Source organism: Microbulbifer sp. S227A (assembly GCF_049800935.1).
On record NZ_JBNAFZ010000001.1, the window covers coordinates 743786 to 768075 of the forward strand.

Annotated in this window: 26 protein-coding genes, 1 tRNA gene and 2 pseudogenes; 13 read left to right on the top strand and 16 right to left on the bottom strand. The window is 62.9% G+C overall.

Annotated elements, in window-relative coordinates:
* The 4 genes from ACP15R_RS03660 to ACP15R_RS03675 all read right to left on the bottom strand — a co-directional run bounded on the left by ACP15R_RS03660 (position 1) and on the right by ACP15R_RS03675 (position 2082).
* Entirely contained in the window at positions 1-576 is a 576-nt protein-coding gene (locus tag ACP15R_RS03660) for a F0F1 ATP synthase subunit B' (RefSeq protein WP_424985019.1), read from the bottom strand.
* A gap of 83 nt (positions 577-659) precedes the next feature.
* Positions 660-896, bottom strand: a complete 237-nt coding sequence (locus ACP15R_RS03665) for a F0F1 ATP synthase subunit C (RefSeq protein ID WP_368345609.1) — start codon at positions 894-896, stop codon at positions 660-662.
* A gap of 64 nt (positions 897-960) precedes the next feature.
* On the bottom strand, positions 961-1731 hold the full coding sequence (locus ACP15R_RS03670; RefSeq protein WP_424985020.1) for a F0F1 ATP synthase subunit A: 771 nt from the start codon (positions 1729-1731) through the stop codon (positions 961-963).
* 3 nt (positions 1732-1734) lie between these two features.
* A complete protein-coding gene (locus tag ACP15R_RS03675) occupies positions 1735-2082 on the bottom strand; it encodes an AtpZ/AtpI family protein (RefSeq protein WP_424985021.1) in 348 nt (115 codons plus the stop codon).
* Between the two features lie 376 nt (positions 2083-2458).
* Between ACP15R_RS03675 and ACP15R_RS03680 the strand changes: the two genes are divergently transcribed.
* Complete coding sequence (locus ACP15R_RS03680; protein ID WP_424985022.1) at positions 2459-2719, top strand: hypothetical protein; 261 nt, start codon at positions 2459-2461, stop codon at positions 2717-2719.
* On the opposite strand, the gene ACP15R_RS03685 is transcribed toward ACP15R_RS03680, so the two are convergent.
* Positions 2713-3945: an HlyD family secretion protein gene (locus ACP15R_RS03685; RefSeq protein ID WP_424985023.1), complete on the bottom strand. Its 1233-nt coding sequence runs from the start codon at positions 3943-3945 to the stop codon at positions 2713-2715. The genes ACP15R_RS03680 and ACP15R_RS03685 overlap by 7 nt on opposite strands.
* Positions 3946-3948: 3 nt before the next feature.
* On the bottom strand, positions 3949-4347 hold the full coding sequence (locus ACP15R_RS03690; protein ID WP_424985024.1) for a hypothetical protein: 399 nt from the start codon (positions 4345-4347) through the stop codon (positions 3949-3951).
* Between the two features lie 230 nt (positions 4348-4577).
* Here ACP15R_RS03690 and ACP15R_RS03695 point away from each other — a divergent pair, with 230 nt between their 5' ends.
* Together ACP15R_RS03695 and ACP15R_RS03700 are read left to right on the top strand one after the other, a co-directional pair.
* On the top strand, positions 4578-5657 hold the full coding sequence (locus ACP15R_RS03695) for an NAD(P)/FAD-dependent oxidoreductase (protein ID WP_424985025.1): 1080 nt from the start codon (positions 4578-4580) through the stop codon (positions 5655-5657).
* Complete coding sequence (locus tag ACP15R_RS03700; RefSeq protein ID WP_424985026.1) at positions 5654-6307, top strand: DUF938 domain-containing protein; 654 nt, start codon at positions 5654-5656, stop codon at positions 6305-6307. The genes ACP15R_RS03695 and ACP15R_RS03700 overlap by 4 nt, the downstream gene beginning before the upstream one ends.
* Here the strand turns inward: ACP15R_RS03700 and ACP15R_RS03705 are convergent.
* From ACP15R_RS03705 to ACP15R_RS03735, 7 genes are all read right to left on the bottom strand, one after another.
* Positions 6304-7146: a hypothetical protein gene (locus tag ACP15R_RS03705; RefSeq protein WP_424985027.1), complete on the bottom strand. Its 843-nt coding sequence runs from the start codon at positions 7144-7146 to the stop codon at positions 6304-6306. The genes ACP15R_RS03700 and ACP15R_RS03705 overlap by 4 nt on opposite strands.
* Entirely contained in the window at positions 7109-9607 is a 2499-nt protein-coding gene (locus tag ACP15R_RS03710; protein ID WP_424985028.1) for a GcvT family protein, read from the bottom strand. The genes ACP15R_RS03705 and ACP15R_RS03710 overlap by 38 nt, the downstream gene beginning before the upstream one ends.
* A gap of 180 nt (positions 9608-9787) precedes the next feature.
* On the bottom strand, positions 9788-9946 hold the full coding sequence (gene ccoS, locus ACP15R_RS03715; protein WP_348131417.1) for a cbb3-type cytochrome oxidase assembly protein CcoS: 159 nt from the start codon (positions 9944-9946) through the stop codon (positions 9788-9790).
* Between the two features lie 4 nt (positions 9947-9950).
* Entirely contained in the window at positions 9951-12131 is a 2181-nt protein-coding gene (locus ACP15R_RS03720; protein WP_424985029.1) for a heavy metal translocating P-type ATPase, read from the bottom strand.
* 6 nt (positions 12132-12137) lie between these two features.
* On the bottom strand, positions 12138-12596 hold the full coding sequence (locus tag ACP15R_RS03725; RefSeq protein ID WP_424985030.1) for a FixH family protein: 459 nt from the start codon (positions 12594-12596) through the stop codon (positions 12138-12140).
* Between the two features lie 3 nt (positions 12597-12599).
* On the bottom strand, positions 12600-14030 hold the full coding sequence (gene ccoG, locus ACP15R_RS03730) for a cytochrome c oxidase accessory protein CcoG (RefSeq protein ID WP_424985031.1): 1431 nt from the start codon (positions 14028-14030) through the stop codon (positions 12600-12602).
* Positions 14031-14183: 153 nt separating this feature from the next.
* Complete coding sequence (locus ACP15R_RS03735) at positions 14184-15077, bottom strand: LysR family transcriptional regulator (RefSeq protein ID WP_424985032.1); 894 nt, start codon at positions 15075-15077, stop codon at positions 14184-14186.
* A gap of 378 nt (positions 15078-15455) precedes the next feature.
* On the opposite strand from ACP15R_RS03735, the gene ACP15R_RS03740 reads away from it, so the two are divergent.
* Complete coding sequence (locus ACP15R_RS03740; protein ID WP_424985033.1) at positions 15456-15749, top strand: putative quinol monooxygenase; 294 nt, start codon at positions 15456-15458, stop codon at positions 15747-15749.
* A gap of 625 nt (positions 15750-16374) precedes the next feature.
* Here ACP15R_RS03740 and ACP15R_RS03745 read toward each other — a convergent pair.
* Positions 16375-16620: pseudogene (locus ACP15R_RS03745) on the bottom strand (helix-turn-helix domain-containing protein); the annotation flags it as partial.
* A 120-nt stretch (positions 16621-16740) separates the two neighbouring features.
* Here ACP15R_RS03745 and ACP15R_RS03750 point away from each other — a divergent pair.
* Positions 16741-16890: pseudogene (locus ACP15R_RS03750) on the top strand (zinc ribbon domain-containing protein); the annotation flags it as partial.
* 499 nt (positions 16891-17389) lie between these two features.
* On the opposite strand, the gene ACP15R_RS03755 reads toward ACP15R_RS03750, so the two are convergent.
* Positions 17390-17464: transfer RNA gene (locus ACP15R_RS03755), tRNA-Thr, on the bottom strand.
* Positions 17465-17547: 83 nt separating this feature from the next.
* On the opposite strand from ACP15R_RS03755, the gene ACP15R_RS03760 reads away from it, so the two are divergent.
* The 6 genes from ACP15R_RS03760 to hisD all read left to right on the top strand — a co-directional run bounded on the left by ACP15R_RS03760 (position 17548) and on the right by hisD (position 21913).
* Complete coding sequence (locus ACP15R_RS03760; RefSeq protein ID WP_424985249.1) at positions 17548-17706, top strand: hypothetical protein; 159 nt, start codon at positions 17548-17550, stop codon at positions 17704-17706.
* Entirely contained in the window at positions 17707-18975 is a 1269-nt protein-coding gene (murA, locus tag ACP15R_RS03765) for a UDP-N-acetylglucosamine 1-carboxyvinyltransferase (protein ID WP_424985034.1), read from the top strand.
* Positions 18972-19442, top strand: coding sequence for a DUF2948 family protein (locus ACP15R_RS03770; RefSeq protein WP_424985035.1), 471 nt, complete (start codon positions 18972-18974; stop codon positions 19440-19442). The genes murA and ACP15R_RS03770 overlap by 4 nt, the downstream gene beginning before the upstream one ends.
* Positions 19439-19948 carry an N-acetyltransferase family protein gene (locus tag ACP15R_RS03775; RefSeq protein ID WP_424985036.1) on the top strand — a complete coding sequence of 170 codons (510 nt, stop codon included), beginning with the start codon at positions 19439-19441 and terminating at the stop codon, positions 19946-19948. Before ACP15R_RS03770 ends, ACP15R_RS03775 begins: the two co-directional genes overlap by 4 nt.
* A 92-nt stretch (positions 19949-20040) precedes the next feature.
* On the top strand, positions 20041-20544 hold the full coding sequence (locus ACP15R_RS03780) for a DUF1772 domain-containing protein (protein WP_424985037.1): 504 nt from the start codon (positions 20041-20043) through the stop codon (positions 20542-20544).
* Between the two features lie 52 nt (positions 20545-20596).
* Positions 20597-21913, top strand: a complete 1317-nt coding sequence (hisD, locus tag ACP15R_RS03785; protein ID WP_424985038.1) for a histidinol dehydrogenase — start codon at positions 20597-20599, stop codon at positions 21911-21913.
* A gap of 45 nt (positions 21914-21958) precedes the next feature.
* On the opposite strand, the gene ACP15R_RS03790 is transcribed toward hisD, so the two are convergent.
* Complete coding sequence (locus tag ACP15R_RS03790) at positions 21959-23104, bottom strand: lipase family protein (protein ID WP_424985039.1); 1146 nt, start codon at positions 23102-23104, stop codon at positions 21959-21961.
* 233 nt (positions 23105-23337) lie between these two features.
* On the opposite strand from ACP15R_RS03790, the gene ACP15R_RS03795 reads away from it, so the two are divergent.
* Positions 23338-23817, top strand: a complete 480-nt coding sequence (locus ACP15R_RS03795) for a UPF0262 family protein (RefSeq protein ID WP_424985040.1) — start codon at positions 23338-23340, stop codon at positions 23815-23817.
* Positions 23818-23819: 2 nt separating this feature from the next.
* Positions 23820-24278 carry a low molecular weight phosphatase family protein gene (locus ACP15R_RS03800; RefSeq protein WP_424985041.1) on the top strand — a complete coding sequence of 153 codons (459 nt, stop codon included), beginning with the start codon at positions 23820-23822 and terminating at the stop codon, positions 24276-24278.
* Positions 24279-24290: the final 12 nt, after the last annotated feature.

Sequence of the window (24290 nt, forward strand, 5' to 3'; positions counted from 1 at the left end):
TTATCCTTTCATCTGGCTTGCGACGGCGGCCTGGATGGCGTTGGCATCGGCCTGCCCCCCCAGGGCGGTGACGATCTCGGCGGCGGTATCCGTGGCAACGGTCTTGACGTTCTCCAGCGCACCGGCGCGGATTTCGGCAATTGCCTTTTCGGATTCCGCGGACTTGGCCGCAATCTCGACATCCGCTTTTTCAATGGCGACATCCAGATCGGCCTGGATCTCGGCCCGTGCCTTGGCGACGATGGCCTGTGCCTCGGAGCGGGCGTCCGCCAGTGCCTTGTTATAGGCCTCTTCGGCTTCGACAGCCTTGGCTTTCAGGTCTTCGGCAGCGGCCAGATCGTTGGTGATCGTGCCCTGACGTTCCGCGAGGATCGCGGCGATGCGCGGAAGCGCAACGCGCGACAGCACCAGAAAGATCACGACCAGCGTGACCACCAGCCAGAAAATCTGGTTGGGGAACCAGTCAAAGCACAGCTGTGGCATCCCGATGGCGCCACCGTGCGAATCGACGCACATGCCGGCGAGTTCTTGGTAGACCGGTTCGACGTGCCCGCCTGATGTTGTTTCGGTTGCCATGTCGTTCTCCTTGGAAACCAGCCGTTACATTGGGCAGCGCGGATCACGCGCCGCCCAACCGTAAGGATTTCGGTTCCGAAGGTTTAGACGGCGAACATCAGCAGCAGCGCGACGAGGAACGAGAAGATCCCCAGGGCTTCGGCGAACGCGATGCCGATGAACAGCGTTGCGGTCTGCGATGCGGCGGCGGACGGGTTGCGCAGGGCACCGGCCAGGAAGTTGCCGGCCACGTGGCCCACACCGATTGCTGCGGCGCCCGAACCGATTGCGGCCAGGCCGGCACCGATGAATTGACCCAGTTGTGCGATATCGCCTTCCATGATTTTCTCCTTACGATGGAATTGTGGGATAGGGTGAACGCGGGGTCGCCCCCGCGATATGTCGTTAGTGGCTCGGGTGCAGCGCATCCTTGAGATACACGCAGGTCAGGATGGTGAACACATAGGCCTGGATGAATGCCACGAGCAGTTCGAGACCATAGATCGCCGTCACGCTCAGGATGGCAACCGGTGCGATCGCCGTGACCTGGGCAAAGCCCGCGAACACTTTCAGAACCGCGTGACCGGCCATCATGTTACCGGCAAGACGGATGGAATGGCTGACCGGGCGAACGAAATACGAGATCAGCTCGATGATCGCCAGGATCGGACGCAGCGCCAGCGGCGCGCTCGACACCCAGAACAGGCCGAGGAAAGCCGAACCGTTCTTGACGAAACCAAGGATGGTCACGGCAAAGAACACCCCAAAGCCCATGATCGAGGTGACCGCGATATGGCTGGTGGTGGTGAACGAGGCCGGGATCAGCCCGAGGAAATTCGAGCAGACGATGAACATGAACAGCGTCATGATATAGGGGAAATACTTGATCCCGTCCTTGCCGGTCACATCTTCGACCATCTTGTAGACGAACCCATAGGCCAGCTCGGCAACCGACTGGCTGCGCGAGGGCACGATGCCCCGCTTGCTGGTGCCCAGAACCAAAAGCGCAATAACGGCCAGAACCGCCAGCGCCATCCAAAGGGTCACGTTGGTCGGGGTGTACCACGCAATGGTGTCACCACCAAACAGCGGCTTGACGATGAACTGGTCCATCGGGTGAAATACCAGGCTGCCCCCTTCGGCACCGTGTTCTGCACCTGTCGCTTCGCTTGCCAAGGTTCAGTTCCCTTCGTCTTTCGTCGCGGCCTCTTGGGCCATTTTCCTGTCCTGGATTTCTTGCGCGCTGCGCAGCATCGTCTTGATACCGGCGGCAAGGCCCAGCAATGTGAACAGGACGAGGAAAATCGGTATCGTACCGAACAGGCGATCCAGCCCGTACCCCATCCCGAAACCGATCCCGAGACCGGCAACCAATTCGATCACCATGCGCCAGGCCAGTTGCGCCTGGGAATAGTGCTCTTCCTTGTGCGACTTCTCCGGCTCGACCTTCTTGGCCGCTTCGATCCGGGCCTCGAGCTGCGCCAAACGCTGCCTTTGGTCCTCGTCGATCACCGGGGTGTCCCTCACGTTTTGTCTGCACAGGTGCTACGGCGCGGGCCGACCAGAGTCAATTGCGAGATTGCGCCACGCGAATACCGTTCAAATGTTTGATTTTGTGCAGTTAATTTCATGGACAAGGTTCACACGGTGAACCGACGCGGGGGCCAGGCCGCCCGCAACCAGGCAATTGGCATATTCAACCCGATGGTTGACTTTCCGCTCGACGTGCCTCTGACCTGCCCGACCGCCTTCGTCGGGGCCTGTGCCTGCAGCCGCCCGCCCCTTGCCTGCCGATGCGCAGCTGAGACAAAGGCATTAACTCGTTTTCACTTGGCCTGCGCGGCACCGGATGTGCCGTGGGCAGTATCGCGGGCTGTCCGGGCTGTGTTGCGCCGGAACGGCGATGATGATCAGCATTTCCTACTACGCCTTTGGTGCCCGGGCCACCGTCAACACCGACCGTATCACGCCTGTGCTGACCACCATGATCGCCCATGCCATCATCGTGGTCTTTACCCTCTGGCGCATGACCCAGCGTTCGCAGGTCGCCGAAACCGACAAGGTCGATTTCGCGCTGACCCCGCTTGCCCGGACCAGCACGCCGGAAACCGCCGCCCTGGCGGTTCCGGACCCCGACGAGCTATCATCCGAGCCGGATCAGTGACCGGAGAACACCAGCGACGTCACCGGCAAGAGCAGCATCCGCATCCGCAAGCCGGCCGCGTGTACCACGCCGATCGTGTCGATCACATGCAGGCCGATCTTCTTGGCGGTGCTCATCTCTTCATGCTCGATCCGCTCGTGATTGCTGGTATAGGCCATGGCCATGCAATTGCTGCCCGGTGGCAACAGGTCGATGCCGCCTTCGTATAGCGGTTCGAGGATCGCGGTTATCGAACCGGGGCGCACATTGTCCTGCGGGTCGCGCAGCTGGTCGGTGGGGCGGAACTGTCCCGAGGCGATCACGTCCTGCACCCCGACAACCACCATCGGCACCACGGTAAAGGGTTTGGACAGGCAACCGATCTCGGCGATCATGCCCGGTTTCACCACCTGCGCCGCCAGCTGGCTGAACCCGGCCTGGAACATCAGATGCCCGGAATCCGTCGGCACCAGGATCCCCGCCGGGCGCAGGATCGGGTTGACGTAATCGCCGACCTGCAGGGCAAACTGTTCGACCCGACCCGAAATGCCGGCCACCACCAGCGTCTTGTCCAGTTCGGCCTGCGCCTGCTCAAGGCTGGCAATCGCGCTGGCCCGCTGCGCCGGCAACAGCACCTCGACATTCTGTTGCACCGAGTCGAAATTGGCTTCTGCGGCGTGAACCTGGCCTTCCCGCTCCTTGAGCCGGTTGAACTGGCGATCCACCTCGGCGCGGTTCGCCGCCGGGGACCCTTCGTCAAGCAGCTTCTTGTTGCGCAGGTAATCGGCCTCGACCAGATCATAGGCCGCCTGCGCCTGTTCCAGCGCGGCCCGGGCGGCTTCGATCTCGGAACCGGACACCGCAAGCGCGGCATTGACCTCGTCCACCCGGCTCTGGGCGGTGACAACCGCCGCTTGCTGGCTCGAGGAATCCAGTTTGAACAAGGGATCGCCCGCCTCGACATCATCATGGCTGGCAACATAAACCTCGGCGACCCGCCCGCCGACTTCCGGCAGGATGGTGACGGTACGGAAATAGGACGACACCGCGCTGGTCGAGGGATGGAAATAGAACAGCAGCGTGATCACCGTGGTCGCCGCGATGAAACAGCCGGTCAACCCCCACCGCAATTCGTACCAGACCGAGAAAAACGTGATTTCATGACCGATCCGCTTGCCCTGGACATAGCGACGGAAAAGGTAATCGGGCAGAATCGTGAAGAGCGCGCAAAACAGCGTTTCCAGCATGTCTCAGCCCTCGCCGTCGCGCTTGGGCGCGTCTTCATCCGCGGGGTCCGGCGCAGGCGTCAACCCGCCAGCCGCCTTCGCGCCGCGCGTCGCGATTTCGAGCGAAGAGGCAATCGAGTTGAGCGGCGTCATGAAATCCGGCATCCGAAAGGCCGCGACCAGGATCGCAACGACCCAGAACAGGTTGTTATGGGTGAACAGCGCCAACAGCGCCAGAATGCCGACCACCTGCATCTGCGAGTGATTGCTTTCATGCGCCATCTTTTCCGGCATGGCATGCAGCGTCAAATAGCCCACCCCGATCAACAGGATCGTACCGATGGTAAACACGGCCATGAAGTTGAAGAGAAAGTCGCTCCCGTCCGCTGCCGCGATATAGGACGGCAGATACGCAGGGGCCATGGGGTTCATTTCTGGGACTGCCAACGGAATTGCTCGCCTTATGGTTTCGTTGGCCTTCACTATGCGGCAAGAATTTTCGCGCCACAACGGCTGAACCCGCGCAATCTGAGAATTGCCGGGCCGGTCGCGCGCGGTGCCTGTTCGCCCCCCCTTTTCGATCCCGCGCGGGCATGTCATGACACAACCGAACTGCACCGGTGCGGTTTGACGCAGGAACACGGGGGCGCAACATGAGCGATTTTGTCGTCATCGGCGGAGGCATCGCCGGGCTGAGCGCGGGCGCGCGGCTGTCGGCACATGGAACCGTGACGGTTCTCGAGGCAGAGGATGCCCTGGGCTATCACGCCTCCGGGCGCTCGGCGGCGCTGTTCGAAGAGAACTATGGCAAACCGGCCATCGTCGCCCTCAGCCGCGCCAGCGGCACCTATCACCGTACCGCCAATGGCGGCTATCTGACCCCACGGGGGCTGCTGCTGGTGGCGGGGCCGTCGCAAGAAGCAGCGTTTGAACGGGATGTCGGGGACCTGGGCCTCGCCCCCATTTCGGTGGACGCGGCGCGGGCCATGGTACCCATCATCAACCCGGCCAGCGTATCCCGCGCCGCGCATCACGATGCCGCGCTGGATATCGACACCGACCGCATGTTGCAGGATTTCGCCCGCGTCATCCGGGGCAATGGCGGGGCGGTTCTGACCCGTGCGAGGGTGACCGCGATCCGGTACGGCGACAGCGGCTGGCAGATCGAAACCGCCGATGGCACCCATGCCGCGCGCCACCTGGTGAACGCCGCCGGGGCCTGGGCCGACGAGATCGCCACATTGGCCGGTGTTCCGCCCATCGGCATCACCCCCTACCGACGCTCAATGGCACGCCTGCCCGCGCCCGGCGGGCATGACGTGACCGGCTGGCCCATGGTTATGGGGGTCGGTGAAAGCTGGTACGCCAAACCGGACGCGGGCAAGCTTTTGGTGTCTCCGGCCGAACAGGATGCCACCCACCCCCATGACGCCTATGCCGATGACATGGTCCTGGCCGAGGGGCTGGCGCGATACGAAAACATGGTCACCGAACCGGTAACACGGGTCGAAACCAATTGGGCCGGATTGCGCAGCTTTGCGCCGGACCGGGTGCTGGTGCTCGGACCCGACCCGGCGCGGCGTGATTTCATCTGGTGCGCCGGCCAGGGCGGTTATGGGTTCCAGACCGCGCCCGCCGCCTCGCAGTTGGTCGCCGACCTTGTCACCGGCAGGGCCAGTGAATTGGATCCCGAGAATATCGCCGCATTGACCCCGGAAAGGCTTCGCAAATGATCCGCCGGGTACCCAGTTCGGCCAGCATCGCCAATCCGACCCGGGGCGCACAGCTTTGCGCCCCCTCCGCCGAACGCAACCGCCAGCCGATTTGCGATCTGTTGGCACGGGTCGCACCGGATACCGGCGATGCGCTGGAAATCGCCAGCGGCACCGGCCAGCATGTCATCGCTTTTGCCGCGCGTCTGCCCGGCCTGACATGGCAGCCGACCGACCCCGATCCCAGCCGCCGCGCCAGCATCGACGCCTATGCGGCAGAGGCCGGTCTCGGCAACCTGTTGCCCGCGCGCGATCTGGATGCGGGTGTGCCCGGCTGGGGCGCGGGCTATGGCGCGCAATCGCTGATCGTGCTGGTCAATCTCCTGCACCTGATCAGCACCGGCGAAGCCCGCACCCTGATCACCGAAACCGCGCGGGCACTGGTCCCCGGCGGTCATTTTGTCGTCTACGGCCCGTTCATGCGCGGCGGCGAACTGACCAGCGACGGCGACAAACGGTTTCACGCCAGCCTGCGCGCGACGGACCCCGAGATCGGCTACAAGGATGATTTCGACGTTCTGGATTGGGCGCAGGAGGCCGGTTTGTCACCGCTTGAGATCATCGAAATGCCCGCCAACAACATGTCGATCATCCTGCAAAAGCCCGCCTAATCGCGGCTGGCAAAAAACCGCGCGACGATGAAAAACGCACCCACCAGCAGGGCGGGCAGCACGAAAATCTGGAAGATATACACCGACAGCAAGGTGAGATAACTGCCGATCAACTCATCCGCGCGCAGCCAGATATTGCCCGCCAGTTCACGATAGCGGTCGACCTCGGACATGCCCTCGGTCAGCCGGTCCCACCACCCCTGATCCTGCGCAAGGCCCGGATCAACCTCGACCGTGTCGGTGATCTCGTCGATGATCGCCTGATGCCACGCCATCACATCGCCGGTGAACCGCGCGGCCAACAGGTCGGTCAGAACAAAGGCCCCGGGCAGCGCCAGCAGGAAAAACCCGCCATACCACCCCAACCGCCGCGACAACATTGACACCACGTCGCGCGGCCCCAGCAACCGGTCGGCGATCCAGAGGGCCGAGGCCCCTGCGATCATAACCGCGCCGACCGCACCCACCGGCCCCATTGCCACCGCCAGCACGCCGCTCACCAGCATCAGGGCAAAGACCACCGCCGCGATCCGTTCGATCGTATCGTCCACCGGCTCCAGCATCTTGCCCGGCTGCATCGTGCCGGAAACGCCCAGCGACGCCCCGACCTCGACCTCCTGCGCGGTCGACAGGGCCGCGTTCAACATGCGCAGGGTGACATATGTGGCCGCGCTTGCCGTCGAAACGGTCGCCGCATAATCCTGCGCGCCGCGCGACAGGGGATTGTGCCGATGCAACACCGCCGCGCCCAGGGCGAGCGCGGCGATCAGGACCAGCCAGAGCAGCGAATAGCGGCGCGGCTCAGGCGTCCTTGCGGATGGTCTCGTTCCCGGGGTCATAGGGGCTGTCCTCCACGATCTCGGCATCCCAGAGCCGGTCCAGCATCTTGACCTTCAGCCGGGTACCAGGAACCGCCAGTTCGGGCGAGACATAGCCCATGCCGATGCTCTTATCAAAGGCCACCGAATAGCCCCCAGAGGTCAGCCGCCCGACCCGGGTCTCACCATGATACAGCGCCTCGCGCCCCCAGGGATCGGCGTCGTCGGGGCCATCGATCAACAGCGTGACACATGTGCTGCGGATGCCCTTGGCCTGCATTGCCGCCTTGCCGTGAAACTCTTTGGACAGGTCGACAAACCGGGGCAGGTCCGCCTCAAGGGGCGTCGCATCCCGGCCCAGTTCGGTCCCGAACGCACGGTAGGATTTTTCCTGCCGCAGCCAGTTCTGCGCCCGCGCGCCGACCAGCTTCATGTCATGCTTCGCACCCGCGGCCATCAGCTGATCCCACAGATAGTTCTGCATCTCGATCGGATGGTGCAATTCCCAGCCCAATTCGCCTGTATAGGCCACCCGGATCGCCCGCACCGGGCACATGCCCAACTCGATGTTGCGCATCGACAGCCACGGAAAACGCTTGTTGCCGAGCACGGTCGCCGGATCGGCATCCTTGACGATCTCGGTCAGAACATCGCGCGATCTTGGCCCGGCAATGGCAAAGACACCCCATTGGCTGGTGACGTCCTGGATCTCGACATATCCGAACTCACCCGCCATATCCTCGGCCGCCTTGCGCAGGAAATCGGCGTCATAGGCCGTCCAGGCCCCGGCAGACACAAGGTAATACTCATCCTCGCCCAGCCGCACGATGGTATATTCGGTGCGCGTGGTGCCGGCCGTGGTCAGCGCATAGGTCAGGTTGATCCCCCCCACCTTGGGCAGCTTGTTGCAGGTGAACCAATCCAGGAAGGCGGTTGCGCCGGGTCCCCTGATCACGTGTTTGGTGAACGCCGTGGCATCGATTAGGCCCGCCCCCTGACGCACGGCGCGGGCCTCCTCGACCGCATATTGCCACCAGCCACCGCGCCGGAACGACCGGCTGTCATGATCGAAACTGTCCGGCGCATCCAGCGGCCCGTAATAGTTCGGCCGCTCCCATCCGTTGACAAAGCCGAATTGCGCGCCCAACGCCTTTTGCCGGTCATAGGCCGGTGCCGTGCGCAGCGGACGGCACGCGGGGCGTTCCTCGTCCGGATGATGCAGGATATAGACGTGGTCGTAACATTCCTCGTTCTTGCGCGCCGCGAACTCGGTGGTCATCCAGTCGCCGTATCGCTTGGGATCAAGGCTGGCCATGTCGATCTCGGCCTCGCCTTCGACCATCATCTGCGCCAGGTAATACCCCGTGCCGCCCGCCGCCGTGATGCCGAAACTGAACCCTTCGGCCAGCCACATGTTGCGCAGTCCCGGTGCCGGGCCAACCAGCGGGTTGCCGTCGGGCGTATAGCAGATCGGGCCGTTGAAATCGTCCTTGAGACCGCAATCCTCGGCACTCGGCATCCGGTGGTTCATCGCCATGTACTGGTCTTCGATCCGCTCCAGATCAAGCTGGAACAGGTCGGCGCGGAAGCTGTCGGGCACGCCATACTCGAACCGCGCCGGGGCGTTCTTTTCATAGACCCCCAGTATCCAGCCGCCCCGTTCCTCGCGCACATAGCTTTGCGCATCGGCATCACGGATCACCGGATGCTCCGGGTGGTCCTTGCGAAATTCGACCAGCGCGGGGTCCTGGTCCATCACGATGAACTGGTGCTCGACCGGAATCGCCGGCATCTTGATGCCCAGCATCCTTGCGGTGCGCTGAGCATGGTTGCCGGATGCGGTGACCACATGCTCGGCGGTGATGACGATCTGCTCATCCGACGGCACCAGGTTGCCACCCTTCTCGACCATCTTGGTGGCCGTCACCTCCCACGACTCTCCGGTCCAGCGAAACGCGTCAGCCTGCCACTTGCGCTCGATCATCACACCACGCTGGCGCGCGCCCTTGGCCATCGCCATGGTCACATCCGCCGGATTGATATAGCCGTCGGTGTGGTGATACAGCGCGCCCTTCAGGTCTTCGGTCCGGATCAGCGGCCAACGCGCCTTGATCTCGTCTGGGGTCAGGAACACATAGGGCACATCGCAGGTCTCGGCAGTGCTGGCATAGAGCATGTACTCATCCATGCGCTCCTGCGTCTGCGCCATGCGCAGGTTGCCGACAACGGCAAAGCCGGCGTTCAACCCGGTTTCCGCTTCCAGCGTCTTGTAGAAATCGACCGAATACTTGTGAATGTGGGTGGTGGCATAGGACATGTTGAACAATGGCAACAACCCGGCGGCATGCCAGGTCGATCCCGAGGTCAGCTCATCGCGCTCAAGCAGCATGACATCGTCCCAACCGGCGCGCGCCAGGTGATAGGCAATTGACGTTCCAACGGCACCGCCGCCCACCACCAAGGCTTTGACTTGCGTCTTCATCGGATCTCTCCCGGATCGAGTCTCGTTCTGAGAGGTTTATGCCTGCCCGGCGCGCATTGCGCCAAATCCATCCGACCCAAATCCGCGCAAAACCGACCTCACCGAACGGAACTCCCTGGCCGCATGTCCGTGGCAACACGCCCGGACGGGGTTCGATGCCCCGGCCGGGCGTTCCCCGGCTCAGGGCTTGGGGTGATCGTCCCATTCGTCGGACAGGATGCGGCGGCTGTCGCCCTCGGGGTCGTCATACTGGTTCGAGCGTACCGTATAGACAAACGCCACGAGGCCAATGGCCCCCAGCGTCAGGGAAATCGGAATGAGATAGGTCAGGATCGTCAATACATCACCTCAGCCGCAGCGCGTTGAGCGATACGGTAATCGAACTCGCCGACATTGCCAGCGCCGCGATCAGCGGCGTCGCCAATCCCGCCACCGCCAGGGGCACCGCGATCACGTTATAGACCGTGGCGATCCGGAAATTCTCGCGAATGCGCCGCGTCGCCTTTTGCGCGACGTCACAGGCCTCGGCGATCGGCGACAGATCCTGCCCCAACAGCACGATATCTGACGCCACGCGGGCCGCGTCCAGCGCGCTGGCCGGGGAAATCGACACATCCGCCGCCGCCAGCGCCGCCGTGTCATTGAGCCCATCGCCCACCATCAGCACCCTGTGCCCCGCCGTGCCCAGTGCCGCGACGCGCGCCGCCTTGTCGCCTGGCAAGGCGTCGGCCTCCCAGTTCTCGATGTTCAACCGTTCGGCCAATCGCCTGACCGCGCCTGGCGCGTCCCCCGAGATCAGCAACACGTTCTTGCCCGCCGCGCCAAGCGCCCGAACCGCTTCCGCGGCTCCGGGGCGCAACGCATCGGCAAACAGGAACGCTTGCGGTGCCGCCGCGCCCACCGCCAGCCAGACCGCCGTCTGATCCGCCTGTTGCGCCCCGAGCCAGGCCGCGCGCCCCAGCCGAACCCGCTGGCCCTGCCACGTGGCCTCGACCCCATATCCCGGATGCTCGATCACGTTCTGCACCTGGGCGGGCGCGATCCCCGCCTCTTGCGCGGCGCGGCCCAGGGCAACCGAAAGAGGGTGCGCCGAGGCCGCCGCGAGGGCCAGGGCAATCTGCTGGTCCCGGTGCGAAAAATCCCCCATGTTGCTCACATCCGGGGTGCCCATCGTCAGCGTACCGGTCTTGTCGAACACGACCGTATCCACCTGCGCCAGCCGTTCCAGCGCGGTGGCGTGCTTGATCAGCATCCCCTGCCTGAACAACCGCCCCGATGCCGCCGTGGTGACCGCCGGAACCGCGAGCCCCAGGGCGCATGGGCAGGTGATGATCAACACCGCCGCCGCGATGTTCAGCGCCACCCGAAGATCACCTGACCACAGGTACCAGCCCAGGAAACTGAGGGCCGAGAGGATATGCACGCCGGGCGCATAGAGCTTGGCCGCCGCATCCGCCAGCGAGGTGTATCGCGACCGCCCGGATTCCGCGATGGCCACGAGATCGGCCATGCGGTGCAGCGATGTATCCTCGCCAACCGCGCTGGCCCGGACAACCAGCGGCCCGGTCAGGTTCACCTCGCCCGCGCTTACCCCTTGCCCCGGCCCGGCAAATACCGGAACCGTCTCGCCGGTCAGCAACGAGCGGTCCAGCTCCGAGTGCCCTTCGGCGACAACCCCGTCTACCGGCATCCGGCCACCGGGCCGCACCAGCAGCAGATCGCCAACCGCCAGTTCGGCCACTGCGACTTCCTGCTCGGTGCCACCCGCGATCCGGATTGCCCGTGGCACCTCGAGCGCCGCAAGCTCTTGCGCCGCAGAGCGCGCCACGGCCCGCGTGCGATAATCGAGATAGCGCCCCGCCAGCAGGAAAAACGTCAGGGTCAGGGCGGCATCGAAATAGGCATGTTCCCCCGAAAGCGAGGTCTCCCACAGCGATGTCGCCAGCGCCAGCACGATGGCCAGCACGATCGGCACATCCATGTTCAGCCGCCCCACGGAAACCGCATCCCAGGCGTTGCGAAAAAATGGCTGCGCCGCATAGCCGATGGCAGGCAGGGTGATGAAAGCCGAGATCCAGTGGAACATGTCGCGTGTCGCATCGGTCGCCCCGGACCAGACCGACACCGACAAGAGCATCACGTTCATCGACGCGAATCCGGCAACCGCCAGCCGTATCAACAGATCGCGCCCCGCCTTGTCCGACTGCGTCGCACTCAACGCACCCGGGTCCAGTTCATGCGCCTCGTAGCCCAGGCTGGCCAGCACCGGGATCAGGTCGGCGGCGGCAACGCCGTCATCGGCCTCGATCATCGCGCGTTTCAGGGTCAGGTTGACCCGCGCGTCCCGCACGCCGGGATGGTCGTTCAACCCGCGTTCAACAGCCGAGATGCAGGCCTGGCAATGAATGCCCGGCAGGGACAGCGCGATACGGGCCTCCTTTGGCGCGACGCTTGCCATGTCTGCCGGTGCCGCGAGACAACCGGGACAGGCGGCGGCGGCAGGCGGGCCAAGCCGGGCGGTCATCGTGCGCTATCCCCGGACATGCAGGATCACCCGCTGGGTGAACTCGGTTCCATCCGCTGCCCGCGCCACCATACGGATGTTCCAGTTGCCCCGGGCAAGGTTGACCGGCGCCACATAGGATGTCCCGTCAAATTCAAACGCCGGCGCGATGTCGTCCTTGATCTGGGTGGCGCGGCCGACCACCGCCGACAGTTTCGCAACCTCGACCGGCGCCCCGTCGCGATCGGTGATCGACAGGAACACCTGGCCATCCCGCGCATCCGCATAAACCGACCAGCCAAGCGCCTGCTGGGCCGCAAGACGCGTGTTGAATTGCTGGCTGGCCACGTAGGAATTGCTGACTTCCAGCCCCGGAAAGGTGCGCACGGCATTCCAGGCCAGCGCGAAATTGACCCCGATGATCACCGCAAACGCCCCGACAAAAACCATCGCGGCGTGCCGTCCGGTAAACTCACGATGCGCCATGGTCTAGTTCCCCTTGCCGTTGAACGTGCTGTCGCGATAGGCGCGATCACCGTTGCTCAGGTCTTCGACCCAGAAGCGGATATCAGTATGCGCCGCGCCGGACGGGCCCGACTCTGCCGGTGACACCACGTATACACGTTGCAGAAAGGCCGTGTCAGCCGGAACCGGAACCGAGTCATAGGGCGTGCCCTCGAGTTGAATACGCAGGGTCGGCTCTCCCACGACCGACAGGCGGAACTGCCGATCATCGCCATTCTTGTTGCGCAGGCGCACGTCATAAGTGTTGCGGATCGAGCCGTCCGACATGGTGACAAAGGTCGGGTTGCGGATCGGGGCAACCGTCATTTCGATATCCTGTCGGATGAACAGCGCAAAAAGCAGCCCCAGCCCCACCAGCGACCACAAGGATGTATACATGATCGTGCGCGGGCGCAGAATGTGTTTCCAGACGCTCTTGGGGGCCGCCCCGCCGCGTTCGAGTGTTTCATCGGACAGGGCCATGTAGTCGATCAACCCGCGCGGCTTGCCGATCTTGGCCATGATGTCATCACAGGCGTCGATACACAGGGCACAGGTGATGCATTCCAACTGTTGACCGTCGCGGATATCGATACCCACCGGGCAAACGTTGACACAGGCCATGCAATCGATGCAATCGCCCTGCGGTGCGCCCGCCCTGGCCGCCTCCGAATGCTTGCGCGGCTCGCCCCGCCAGTCGCGATACCCCACAACCAACGTGTCCTCGTCCATCATCGCCGCCTGGATACGCGGCCACGGACAGGCATAGATACAGATTTGCTCGCGCGCGAACCCGCCGAAAAAGAATGTCGTCGCGGTCAGGATCGCCACGGTCGTATAAGCCACGGGATGGGCGTTCAGCGTCACAAGATCGCGCAGCAAGGTCGGCGCATCGGCGAAATAGAACACCCAGGCCCCGCCGGTCGCCAGTCCGATCAGCAACCAGACAACCCACTTGGTCACGCGCAGACGGAATTTACGGAAATCCATCTTGCTCTGGCGATGCAGGCGAAGCCGTGCATTGCGATCCCCTTCGATCCAGCGTTCCACCAAAATGAAGAGATCGGTCCAGACGGTCTGGGGACAGGCATAGCCACACCAGACCCGCCCCAGTGCCGATGTGAACAGGAACAGTCCCAACCCCGCCATGATCAGCAGCCCCGCGACGAAATAGAACTCGTGCGGCCAGATCTCGATCCAGAAGAAATAGAACCGCCGGTTCGCGAGGTCGAGCAGCACCGCCTGGTCCGGCAGGCTTGGCCCGCGATCCCAGCGGATCCAGGGCGTAACGTAATAGATGCCCAGGGTCACCGCCAGGATGATCCATTTCAGGTTGCGGAACCACCCGGAGACCCGCTTGGGGAAAATCGGCTCCCGCGGGGCGTACAGGCTGGGTGCTGGTTCGGTTTTGCTCACGGATTCACTCCGATTCTGGGCCTTGTTCTGCGGCCTTGTCCCAGATGCCGTGCGCGCGCACTTTGACATGGGTCAAAAAGCGTATCGGACATTCATATTATCCGGCGTTGGGTGCCCGAACCCATCCCCTCCCGGCGCGACCGGTCCGGTCGCTCAGCGCGTGGCAATTGCTTCCTTGCCGCCGGATACCTGCCGCCGCAACCAGCGCACAAACGCCTTTGCATGCGGGCGCAATACCCCGGGGCGCGTGACGATGTAATAGGCCGAGGGTTCTTCGCGAAACAGCTCGACCAGACGCCCTGCCTTCAGGTCCGGCTCGACGAAATCGCGCACGACAACGCTCACCCCCTGCCCGTCCCGCGCGGCATCAAGCAACAGGTTGCCCGGCATCTGAACCCGCCCGCCGACAAGCCCCCGGTTGATCCCTTTCGAGCGCAACCATTGGGTCGACTCGCTGGTGCCCAGTTCCTCGAGCCAGGGGAAATCGGCCAGGTCCCGGGGATCGGCGATCTCCCGCCCCCGCAACAACGCCGGCGCGGCGACCACCACCAGCCGCGACAACAGCAATGGTTGGGATACCAGCCCGGGCCACCCGCCCTGGCCATGACGCAACGCCACGTCAATGCCACCCGGTGCCAGTGCAACGACCGCAGCGCTCGGGTCAAGCATCAGGTCGATCTCCGGATGCGCCGCGCGGAAACCCGGCAATCGCGGCATGAGCCATTGCGCCGCAAAGGTCGGCGTGGTCGAAATATGCAACGGGCGCGCGGCATCCGCCGCCGACAGTTCCTGAACCGCGGTGCCTATCGCACCAAAACCCAGCATTACAGCCTCGGCCAGTCGCTGTCCCTGCTCGGTCAGCACCAACCCCCGCCCCGAGCGGTCCAGCAAGCGCGCATCCAAATGCGCCTCAAGCCCTCGCAAATGCTGGCTGATGGCAGCGTGGCTGACATTGAGAACCTTGCCCGCCTTGCTCACCGAACTGGTCTGCGCAAAGGCTGCAAAGGCGCGCAGCATCGACAACGGGGGAAGATCAAGCCAGTTCATATGTAAACACACCTTACATGATGAATATGCTTCTGAGTCGCAAATTCCACCCCGGTCGTCAAGAATTGGGTCACTGCTTTACCGGCAAAGGAGACAGCCATGCTCGGAATCTATGCCCACAGTTTCATGACCGCCACGCGCACCGAACCCACGCGGCCCAACGCCGCGGAACACCAAAACCGGAACAAGCGCCGCTGGCTTCCCAAGGGCCATTGGTGGTTGCGTCAAAGCCCGGCACCCGACCGCCGCAAACGTCATGCGGGCCGAACACCGCACCCCCAGGGGACATAAATCAGGACATTTGCGACGTGACATGATACCCTGTCGCGGCAGGGCAATCACACAGGCAGGGCCACGAACTTACACGGAGTTGGACCCATGCTCATGCGAATTTTTCAAGTCACGACGCGTCCCGGCAAGGAAGAAGCCTTTGCCCGGTTCTTTCATGAAACCGCGATTCCCCTGATGAAACAGACCGAGGGAATCATACAGGTCCTGCCCGGCGCCGCCCGGGCGGACAGCCCGCAGGAATTCAGTTTCGTGATGGTCTGGCAGGATCTCGCGGCACTCAAGGCATTTGTCGGCGACGATTACCAGAACCCGCACATCGACCCCGCCGAAGCAGAGCTGGTCGCTTCCCGATCCATCAAACACTACGACCTCGTCGGGTAACCCAAACGACAGACCTGTTCGTCACAACCCCGGTCGGTTGACTATGCCCCGATCACCGGACGCCAACCAGCGAGACATCGCAACCTGCGGACCCGAACGGCATCCGTGAAAATAGAGCATTCGCGTGAAAACCCGCACACAGGTGGCGCGAACCAAACCTGCGAGAGCGGCTGGAATTTATGGTCAAACTGGATATATGGTGCGCCAAGAGGGAAATGGATTGAACTGCCAGTTCAATTCCCTCAGCGACGAAGAATGGAGTAATCTGTTCGACACCCTTGAGGAGTGGGAACGCTATCTCGCACAGTTAGACTCAAAGAGTCTGAAGTGTGACGATGAGCACTTTAGACCATAATTTCAATGATATAGCGTCTATTTCGGCAAAGTCCGAAACCGATGCACCAAAGTATCCGCCGCCGTTTTCCATCCGTTTTACCTTTGAAGAGCGGGCAAGTCTGGATGCAGCGCGAGGGCGCAAGGCACTTGCGGCGCATATCAGGGAAGAATTGTTCGGCGACGATGTATCGCCGCGTAAGAGGCCGGGAAACAGCCCTGTGAAGGATACTGAAGCTTTGGCACGTGTCTTGGGCGCATTGGGCGCGTCCCGGTTGTCATCGAACCTGAGCGTCAGCTGTTCCCGCTTCGGCCGCCGGGCATTATCGGCCAGCATCTCGTCAAGTTCCGAACGCCAGGGGTCGATCTTCGGACGGGGCTGCGTTGCGCGGTCATAGCTGAACTCGGTTGCACCCGATCGGATGACCTTGCGAACGGTATTGCGCGATACCCGAAGCTCGCGGCAAATTTGCTTGATCGGTTTGCCTTCGATGAAATGCGCGCGCCTGATCTTCGCTATCGTTTCCACAACCAACATCCCCTGACCGCTCCCTCATGCTGTTGAGGAAGCTTCTGATCGCAATTGTCAGGGGGGTCACTTTTGGACGCCGATCACCCCATAACGGGGGTCAATTTTGCATGCCGATCCACATTTCCGTTGCGCGGGTTTGTGGCTTGCGACTGCTGTGGCAACGCAATGACGGCGGCGTGGTCGAAAGTCAAATACCGGCATTATGCGTACTATCGTTGCCAGACACGGAACTGCGAGGCCAAAGGCAAGTCGGTTCCGAAGGCAAAGTTGGAAGATGGCTTTGCAGAAATCCTCAAAAAGATGGAGCCCGCCCATGGGCTGTTCGAGTTGGCCAAGGCCATGTTGCGCGATGCTTGGAACATGCGCCTCGTTATCGCGCACAATGAAAAAGAGGCGCTTAGGAAGCAACTTGAAGACCTAAACCGGCAGCTTGAAAACATGCTGGATCGGATCGTTGAAGCAAACAGCGCGTCCGTGGTCAGCGCCTATGAAACCAGAATCGAAAAGCTGGAACGTGACAAGATCGTGCTTCAGGAGCGAATTGCCAAATCCATCCCGCCAAAGGGACGGCTGGAGGATTGTATTGAACTCTCCCTGAAATTCCTATCAAGCCCCTGGAATATATGGAAGAATGTTGACTTCGCCCTGCGCCAAACTGTGCTCAGATTGGCGTTTTCGGAGCCACTGCGATACAGCCCAAATGGGGTGTATGGAACTCCCGAATTTTCCTTCCCTTTCAGATACTTAGGGGGATCTTCGGGCTCAAAAAGCGAGATGGTGCTGCTGGAGAGAATTGAACTCTCGACCTCTCCCTTACCAAGGGAGTGCTCTACCTCTGAGCTACAGCAGCGCCGTGCGCGGGTCATTAGACGGAAACGAGATGGCCTGCAAGGACAAACTGGACCCTTTTTTTGCTCTGGGCTACAGAGGGGCATGACAGGCAATACCCCTTCCCGTCCGGACAAGTCACGTGGACAGAGCCGAGAGGACCGCCTCAAGGCGGCGCTCAAGGCAAATTTGGCGCGTCGCAAGGCGCAGGCGCGGGCCCGTGCGGACGAGGCCGGCAACAAGAAAAACGAGGAAAAAGAGTAGATGGATTCGATTCTGGTGACGGGGAACGGCCCCCTGTCCGGGCAGATCCCGATTGCAGGCGCCAAGAACGCCTGTCTGACGTTGATGCCCGCAACCTTGCTGAGCGATGAACCGCTGACGCTGACCAACGCGCCCCGACTCAGCGATATTCGCACGATGACGGCGCTTCTTGGTTCGCTTGGCGCCGAGGTCAGCCAGTTGCAGGACGGGCAGGTTCTGGCCATGTCGAGCCATGACCTGAACAACCACACCGCCGATTACGACATTGTGCGCAAGATGCGCGCCTCGATTCTCGTGCTTGGCCCGATGCTGGCGCGGGATGGGCATGCGATCGTGTCCCTGCCCGGCGGATGTGCGATCGGCGCGCGTCCGGTCGACCTGCATCTCAAGGCGCTGGAGGCCCTTGGGGCAGAGTTGGAACTCAAGGACGGCTATGTACACGCGCGCGCACCCGGGGGCCTGAAGGGCGGCAGGATCGACTTTCCGCTGGTCTCGGTCGGGGCCACCGAAAACGCGCTCATGGCGGCGACGCTGGCCAAGGGCACGACCGTCATCACCAATGCCGCACGCGAGCCGGAAATCGTCGATCTTGCGGAATGCCTGAAAAAGATGGGCGCACAGATCGAGGGCGAAGGCACCGGCACCATCACCATCCAGGGGGTCGACCGGCTGCACGGGGCGACGCATCCGGTGGTCACGGACCGGATCGAACTGGGCACCTATATGCTTGCCCCCGCCATTTGTGGCGGCGAGGTCGAGTTACTGGGCGGACGGCTGAACCTGGTTGGCGCGTTCTGCGACAAGCTGGACGAGGCCGGGATCGAGGTACGGGAAACCGAAGCCGGCCTTGCGGTCAAGCGGCGGGGCGAAGCGGTACGGGCGGTCGATGTGACAACCGAACCCTTCCCCGGCTTTCCCACCGACCTTCAGGCACAGATGATGGCGCTGCTCTGCACCGCCGATGGCGTCAGCGTTCTGGAAGAGAAAATCTTTGAAAACCGCTTCATGCATGCGCCGGAACTCCTGCGCATGGGGGCGCAGATCGATGTGCATGGCGGCACTGCCACCGTGACCGGCGTTGACCGGCTCAAGGGGGCGCCGGTGATGGCGACCGATCTGCGCGCGTCCGTGTCGCTGATCCTTGCCGGGCTGGCCGCCGAGGGCGAAACCCTGGTGAGCCGGGTCTATCACCTGGATCGCGGCTATGAACACGTGGTGCGCAAGCTGGAAGGCGTGGGCGCAAAAATCGAACGGATCAAGGAACAGTGAGCCAGGACGCAACATTCGAAGATGGCCGCGAACGGCCGCTGAACCTCGGGGCGCAGGATACCGATGACCTGCGGGTGATCTCGTCGCTGGCGCAGGACGCGGTGTTTCCAATCACCGAAATGCGATGGCAGGCACGGCAGCACCGGTTTGCGATGCTGCTGAACCGGTTCCGCTGGGAAGATGACGCGCGCGACCGCCATGCGCCCGAAAGGGTGCAATCCCTGCTGGTGGTCGACAATGTCGTCGCGGTCTCGTCACAGGGCATCGATCGCGGCGATCAGGACCTGATCCTGTCCCTGCTGGCGATTGAATTTTCACCCGCTGATGATGGCGCGGGAGACCTGGTTCTGACCCTCGCCGGAGATGGCGCGCTGCGTTTGCGAATCGAGGCGCTGGACGTCACGCTCAAGGACGTCACCCGCCCTTATGTCGCGCCTTCCGGAAAAGCGCCGGACCATCGGGAATGATCGCGGCGCGTCCGCTCGGTCCGGCTGATGTCGCGATCTGGCGGGCCCTGCGCGCCGAAGGGGTCCGATTGTTCCCGGATGCGTTCCTGCCTTCGCGGGCAGAGGTTGCGTCGGTCCCCGAGGAACAGGACGTGCGCCAACTGGCGCAGGGCGGGCGATTCGCCGTTTTCGCCGATCAGGATCCGGTCGGCATCGCCGCGCTCAGGCCAGAGATGTTCGAACGGGCGCGTCACCGGGCCTCGGTCGGCCCCTTTTATGTCGCGCCTTGTGCGCAGGGCACGGGCGCTGCGGATGCGTTGATGACCGCGCTGGTCGATCATGCGAGGGGTCTTGGCATCTGGCAGCTTGAACTCGGCGTTGCCGAGCGCAACCAGCGCGCGATTGCATTCTATGAACGGCACGGGTTTCGGCGCGAGGGGCGATGGCCCAATGCCATCATCACCGATGATGGACCACAGCATGACTGGTTCTACCTGTGCGAATTGCCGCGCCCAGCCCGCAATTGACTCCGGGGGCCAAGGAAAAGGTCGCCGGGCGCGACGGAGAACCCGAGGCCCCGCGTTGAAGGTTCATACAGTATTCAATCACAAGGTGTTTCATGCGGTTTCTTCTCTTCCCGATGTCGATGGTTTCTCTGTTGCTGACAGGCGCCATTTTCGGCTTTTTCTTTGCCTGGGTCTGCTCCACCATGTGGGGCCTTGACCAGCTTGACCCCAATATCGCGATCCAGGCCATGCAGGCGATGAACGCCTCGGTGCGCAATGGTGTCTTTGCCCCGGCCTTTTTTGGCACGCCGGTCGCGCTGTTGCTGACGGCCGGGATCGGCTGGAAATGTGGCGCGCGGCCCGCGGCGGTCTGGTTTGCGCTGGCCGCCGTGATCTATCTTGCCGGTGGCCTCATCCTGACGATGCAGGTCAACGTCCCGATGAACGAGGCGCTTGGCAGGCTGAGCGCGCCTCTTGACCCGCAGAAGGCCGCGCAGGTCTGGTCCGACTATTCCCCGGTCTGGCAATTCTGGAACCAGCTCCGCACCGGGATGTCGGGCGTTGCACTGCTCTGTGTCGGGATCGGCCTCGTCACGCTGCCCCGAGCAGCCCGTTGACACTTGAGGCGGGCTTGCCCTGACGGTATGTGGACGCTCAAAGGAGACCCACATGCCGCAATTCCTGGACACAAGCTCGCCCGACTTTGAAACCGCGTTCTCCGCGCTGTTGTCGGCCAAACGCGAGGACAGCCCGGATGTGGATGCGGCTGTCGCCGAGATCATCGCCGATGTGCGCACACGCGGCGATGCGGCGGTGATCGAACTGACCGCCCGGTTCGACCGGATGGAGCTCGCCCCGGACGGGCTGAGATTTTCCGCGGACGAGATCAAAGAGGCGGTTGCGCGCGTCCCCGAAGACGAGCGCGCGGCCCTTGCCCTCGCCGCCGAACGGATCCGAGCCTATCACGTGCGGCAGATGCCGGAGGATCAAAGCTGGACCGATCCCGAAGGCGCAACGCTGGGCTGGCGCTGGTCGGCAGTGGCGGCGGCGGGGCTATATGTGCCAGGCGGTCTGGCCTCTTATCCCTCCTCCGTCCTGATGAACGCGATCCCGGCCAAGGTTGCCGGTGTGCAAAGGCTCGCGATGGTGGTCCCGACCCCGGACGGGGTGGTCAACCCGCTGGTCCTGCTGGCGGCGCAACTTGCCGGGGTGGACGAGATTTACCGCATCGGCGGCGCACAGGCGATTGCCGCGCTTGCCTATGGCACCGAAACCATCCCGCCCGTGGACAAGATCACCGGACCGGGCAATGCCTTTGTGGCGGCGGCCAAGCGCCGGGTTTTTGGCAAGGTCGGCATCGACATGATCGCCGGGCCGTCCGAAATCCTGGTGATCGCCGACAAGGATAACGATCCGGATTGGATCGCGCTCGACCTGCTGAGCCAGGCCGAGCATGACGAAAGCGCACAGTCGATCCTGATCACCGACGACGCCGAATTTGGACAAACCGTCGCCCATGCGGTGCAGGACCGTCTGCAAATGCTGGATCGCAAGACGATCGCCGGGGCCAGCTGGCGCGATTTCGGCGCGGTCATCACCGTGCGCGATCTGAGCGAGGCCGCGGACCTGTCCAACCGCATCGCGCCCGAGCACCTGGAACTCTGTGTCGCCGACCCGGACGCGCTTGCGGAGCACACGGTGCATGCCGGTGCCATTTTCCTCGGCCGCTGGACGCCCGAGGCCATCGGCGACTATGTTGGCGGCCCCAACCACGTGCTGCCCACCGCGCGCTCGGCCCGGTTTTCCTCGGGGCTGTCGGTTGCCGATTTCCTCAAGCGCACCACCCTGTCGCGGATGACCCCCGGCGCATTGCGCGCCATCGGCGGGGCCGCCGAAACGCTGGCGCAGTCCGAAAGCTTGCAGGCGCATGGCCTGTCGGTCACCGCGCGGCTGGCGGCGTTGAACACATCGCAAGGCAAGCCCTGAAGCCTCCGCCCCGCCAAGCAGCCCGGCACGGCACCCTGCGGCAGGTCATGTGGCGGGCCGCGCGTCAAGCGGCCCGAGCAGCCGCGTGATCGCGTCTTCGCAGCGAAAGTAACTATCGTGAATATAGATCGTCTCGGTCAGGCTCATCCCCTTGGGCATCACCGGTTCCACCGTTGGCGGAAAGATCTTCGGGTGCAGTTCCTTCGTGGGCCGGCCATCAACGAACTTGCGCGGGATCGGGGCCTTTGAGCCCATGAAATCCTTGCGAAACACGATATCGAACCAGTTGTGGATCGGCGTTTGCGAGTCATAGAGCCGGGCGATCTGCCGTTCGATAAGCAGCTCTTGCTGTGCGAGGGACCCAAGCGCCGAGCCCCAGGTCATCAGGACGATCCTGTTCAGCCGGGAGCCGTATTCCGCCAACGCATCCAGCGCGATGGCACCGCCCAGCGAATGCCCCACCACGATGATCTCGTCATAGGCCGGATGATCGTCGCCATGCACGATCTCCAAAGCCGCAAGCGCCCGCTGCTTGACCTGCGCGCGCAATCCGGTTTCGGAACCGTCAAAGGTTTCGTCCCGCAGATACGCCTTGGTATAAGCCGAGATATTCGCGAATTTTTCAAGAAAGCCAAAGCTCCACAACCATAGGGCGACAACAAAGACCGCCGACCCCACAACCGACACCGCCCAGCCCTCCAGCTTGTCCCAGCAGGCTTTGATCATCTCCACCCCGGCGAGTTGCTCGGGCAGGGAAACTCCGCCGCTTGCGATCAGCTTGATCACAAGGAGAATGACGATCATGTACCAACACAACAACATGATCGCGGCCACGATCATGGCGAACGAAGTACGCGGCGGCATCTGCCCCCGGGCCAGCCATCCGCGCAATCCGCCGGTGAGCCAGTACCAGATCAGGTAGCTGCCGCGCTTGAACCGGCGCAGCGGAGATTCCTCGGACCAATCGGGAACGAGATCCCCCCAATAGGCTTCGCGGATATCGATACTGAGGGCAACGTCGTCATGGCGCGATGTCGCCACCAGCCGCACGGCACCCTCGGGGGCCTCGTCCGCGGGCACCACCCGCCAGCCATCCGCATAGTTCCGGATCGCGCTGGCCAGCTTGTCCCGCTCCTGCCCCTGCTGTTTCCGCCCGAAACCGGGGACGAGGATGATCGCGCGTCTGTTCACGGCAGCCTCCCTGCCAAAATCGGCTTGCTGAAACTGTCCCGGTTTCTCGGCGGTCCACATGCCGCGAGGGTTTGAAATTTCCGCTGAATACGCGGGACATCCTAAATCAATGGGGCAATTCTAGCACATTTTACCCGGATCGTCACCGCCGCCCTGCCCCGGAACCGCGCCATGGATTGCGGCAGGCATCCGATCCGGCTAATCCTGTCGCAATCGCAAGAGGACATGACCGCATGAGTCACATCGCCCAAATCGCGCTGGATGACGCCAATCTTCCGACGCCGACGCCCGAGATCGAACAAGAGCGCAAGGTTGCGATGTTCGACCTGCTCGAGGGAAACAGCTTTGCGCTCCCCAAACGCGATGACCGGCTGGTGCCGGATGGCCCCTATCACCTGAACCTGTCGATCCGCGACAAGCGGCTGGTGTTTGACGTACGCACCGAGCAGGATCAGCTGGCCGCCGAATTCCACCTGTCGCTTGGCCCGTTTCGCCAGGTGGTCAAGGATTATTATACGATCTGCAAGAGCTATTATGATGCGGTCAAGACCATGCCGCCCAGCCAGATCGAGACGATCGACATGGCCCGGCGCGGCATCCATGACGAAGGCAGCCGGGTGTTGCAGGAACGGCTCGAAGGCAAGGCCGAGGTCGATACCGACACCGCCCGCCGCCTGTTCACCCTGATCTCTATCCTGCATTTCGGAGGTTAGTGGTGCAGCCACTGCCCCAGTCGATCCTGTTCTGCTGCGACCACAACGCGGTCCGCTCGCCAATGGCCGAGGGGATCATGAAGAAATTCTATGGCACCGACACCTATGTTCAGTCCGTGGGCGTGAACAATGACATGGAAATCGACGGGTTCGCCATTTCCGTCTGCGAAGAGATCGATGTCGAACTGTCGCGCCATCGTTCGCGCAGCTTTGACGAGATGGAGCGGCTGGGCGATGACCTGTCATCCTTTGACCTTGTGGTCGCCCTGTCGCCCGCCAGCCAGAGACGGGCATTGGAATTGACCCGCTATTTCCACCTGAAGGTGGAATATTGGCCCATCCTGGACCCGACCGGTCTGGGCGAGACCCGCGATACCAAGTTGGCCAGCTATCGGCAGGCGCGCGATCAGATCGTGGATCATCTCAAGGGTCGCTGGGGTGGACCGGCGGGCAAGCCATGACGGGCGATGCCC

What these genes read in the sequence shown, in the direction of transcription:
- hisD (WP_424985038.1), top strand. Translation starts at nt 20,597, where the DNA reads ATGCCGCAATTCCTGGACACAAGCTCGCCCGACTTTGAAACCGCGTTC.
- ACP15R_RS03735 (WP_424985032.1), bottom strand. Translation starts at nt 15,077, where the DNA reads ATGAACTGGCTTGATCTTCCCCCGTTGTCGATGCTGCGCGCCTTTGCA.
- ACP15R_RS03720 (WP_424985029.1), bottom strand. Translation starts at nt 12,131, where the DNA reads ATGACCGCCCGGCTTGGCCCGCCTGCCGCCGCCGCCTGTCCCGGTTGT.
- ACP15R_RS03695 (WP_424985025.1), top strand. Translation starts at nt 4,578, where the DNA reads ATGAGCGATTTTGTCGTCATCGGCGGAGGCATCGCCGGGCTGAGCGCG.
- ACP15R_RS03700 (WP_424985026.1), top strand. Translation starts at nt 5,654, where the DNA reads ATGATCCGCCGGGTACCCAGTTCGGCCAGCATCGCCAATCCGACCCGG.
- murA (WP_424985034.1), top strand. Translation starts at nt 17,707, where the DNA reads ATGGATTCGATTCTGGTGACGGGGAACGGCCCCCTGTCCGGGCAGATC.
- ACP15R_RS03680 (WP_424985022.1), top strand. Translation starts at nt 2,459, where the DNA reads ATGATGATCAGCATTTCCTACTACGCCTTTGGTGCCCGGGCCACCGTC.
- ACP15R_RS03685 (WP_424985023.1), bottom strand. Translation starts at nt 3,945, where the DNA reads ATGCTGGAAACGCTGTTTTGCGCGCTCTTCACGATTCTGCCCGATTAC.
- ACP15R_RS03725 (WP_424985030.1), bottom strand. Translation starts at nt 12,596, where the DNA reads ATGGCGCATCGTGAGTTTACCGGACGGCACGCCGCGATGGTTTTTGTC.
- ACP15R_RS03690 (WP_424985024.1), bottom strand. Translation starts at nt 4,347, where the DNA reads ATGGCCCCTGCGTATCTGCCGTCCTATATCGCGGCAGCGGACGGGAGC.
- ACP15R_RS03795 (WP_424985040.1), top strand. Translation starts at nt 23,338, where the DNA reads ATGAGTCACATCGCCCAAATCGCGCTGGATGACGCCAATCTTCCGACG.
- ACP15R_RS03660 (WP_424985019.1), bottom strand. Translation starts at nt 576, where the DNA reads ATGGCAACCGAAACAACATCAGGCGGGCACGTCGAACCGGTCTACCAA.
- ACP15R_RS03710 (WP_424985028.1), bottom strand. Translation starts at nt 9,607, where the DNA reads ATGAAGACGCAAGTCAAAGCCTTGGTGGTGGGCGGCGGTGCCGTTGGA.
- ACP15R_RS03760 (WP_424985249.1), top strand. Translation starts at nt 17,548, where the DNA reads ATGACAGGCAATACCCCTTCCCGTCCGGACAAGTCACGTGGACAGAGC.
- ACP15R_RS03705 (WP_424985027.1), bottom strand. Translation starts at nt 7,146, where the DNA reads ATGACCCCGGGAACGAGACCATCCGCAAGGACGCCTGAGCCGCGCCGC.
- ACP15R_RS03780 (WP_424985037.1), top strand. Translation starts at nt 20,041, where the DNA reads ATGCGGTTTCTTCTCTTCCCGATGTCGATGGTTTCTCTGTTGCTGACA.
- ACP15R_RS03740 (WP_424985033.1), top strand. Translation starts at nt 15,456, where the DNA reads ATGCTCATGCGAATTTTTCAAGTCACGACGCGTCCCGGCAAGGAAGAA.
- ACP15R_RS03665 (WP_368345609.1), bottom strand. Translation starts at nt 896, where the DNA reads ATGGAAGGCGATATCGCACAACTGGGTCAATTCATCGGTGCCGGCCTG.
- ACP15R_RS03775 (WP_424985036.1), top strand. Translation starts at nt 19,439, where the DNA reads ATGATCGCGGCGCGTCCGCTCGGTCCGGCTGATGTCGCGATCTGGCGG.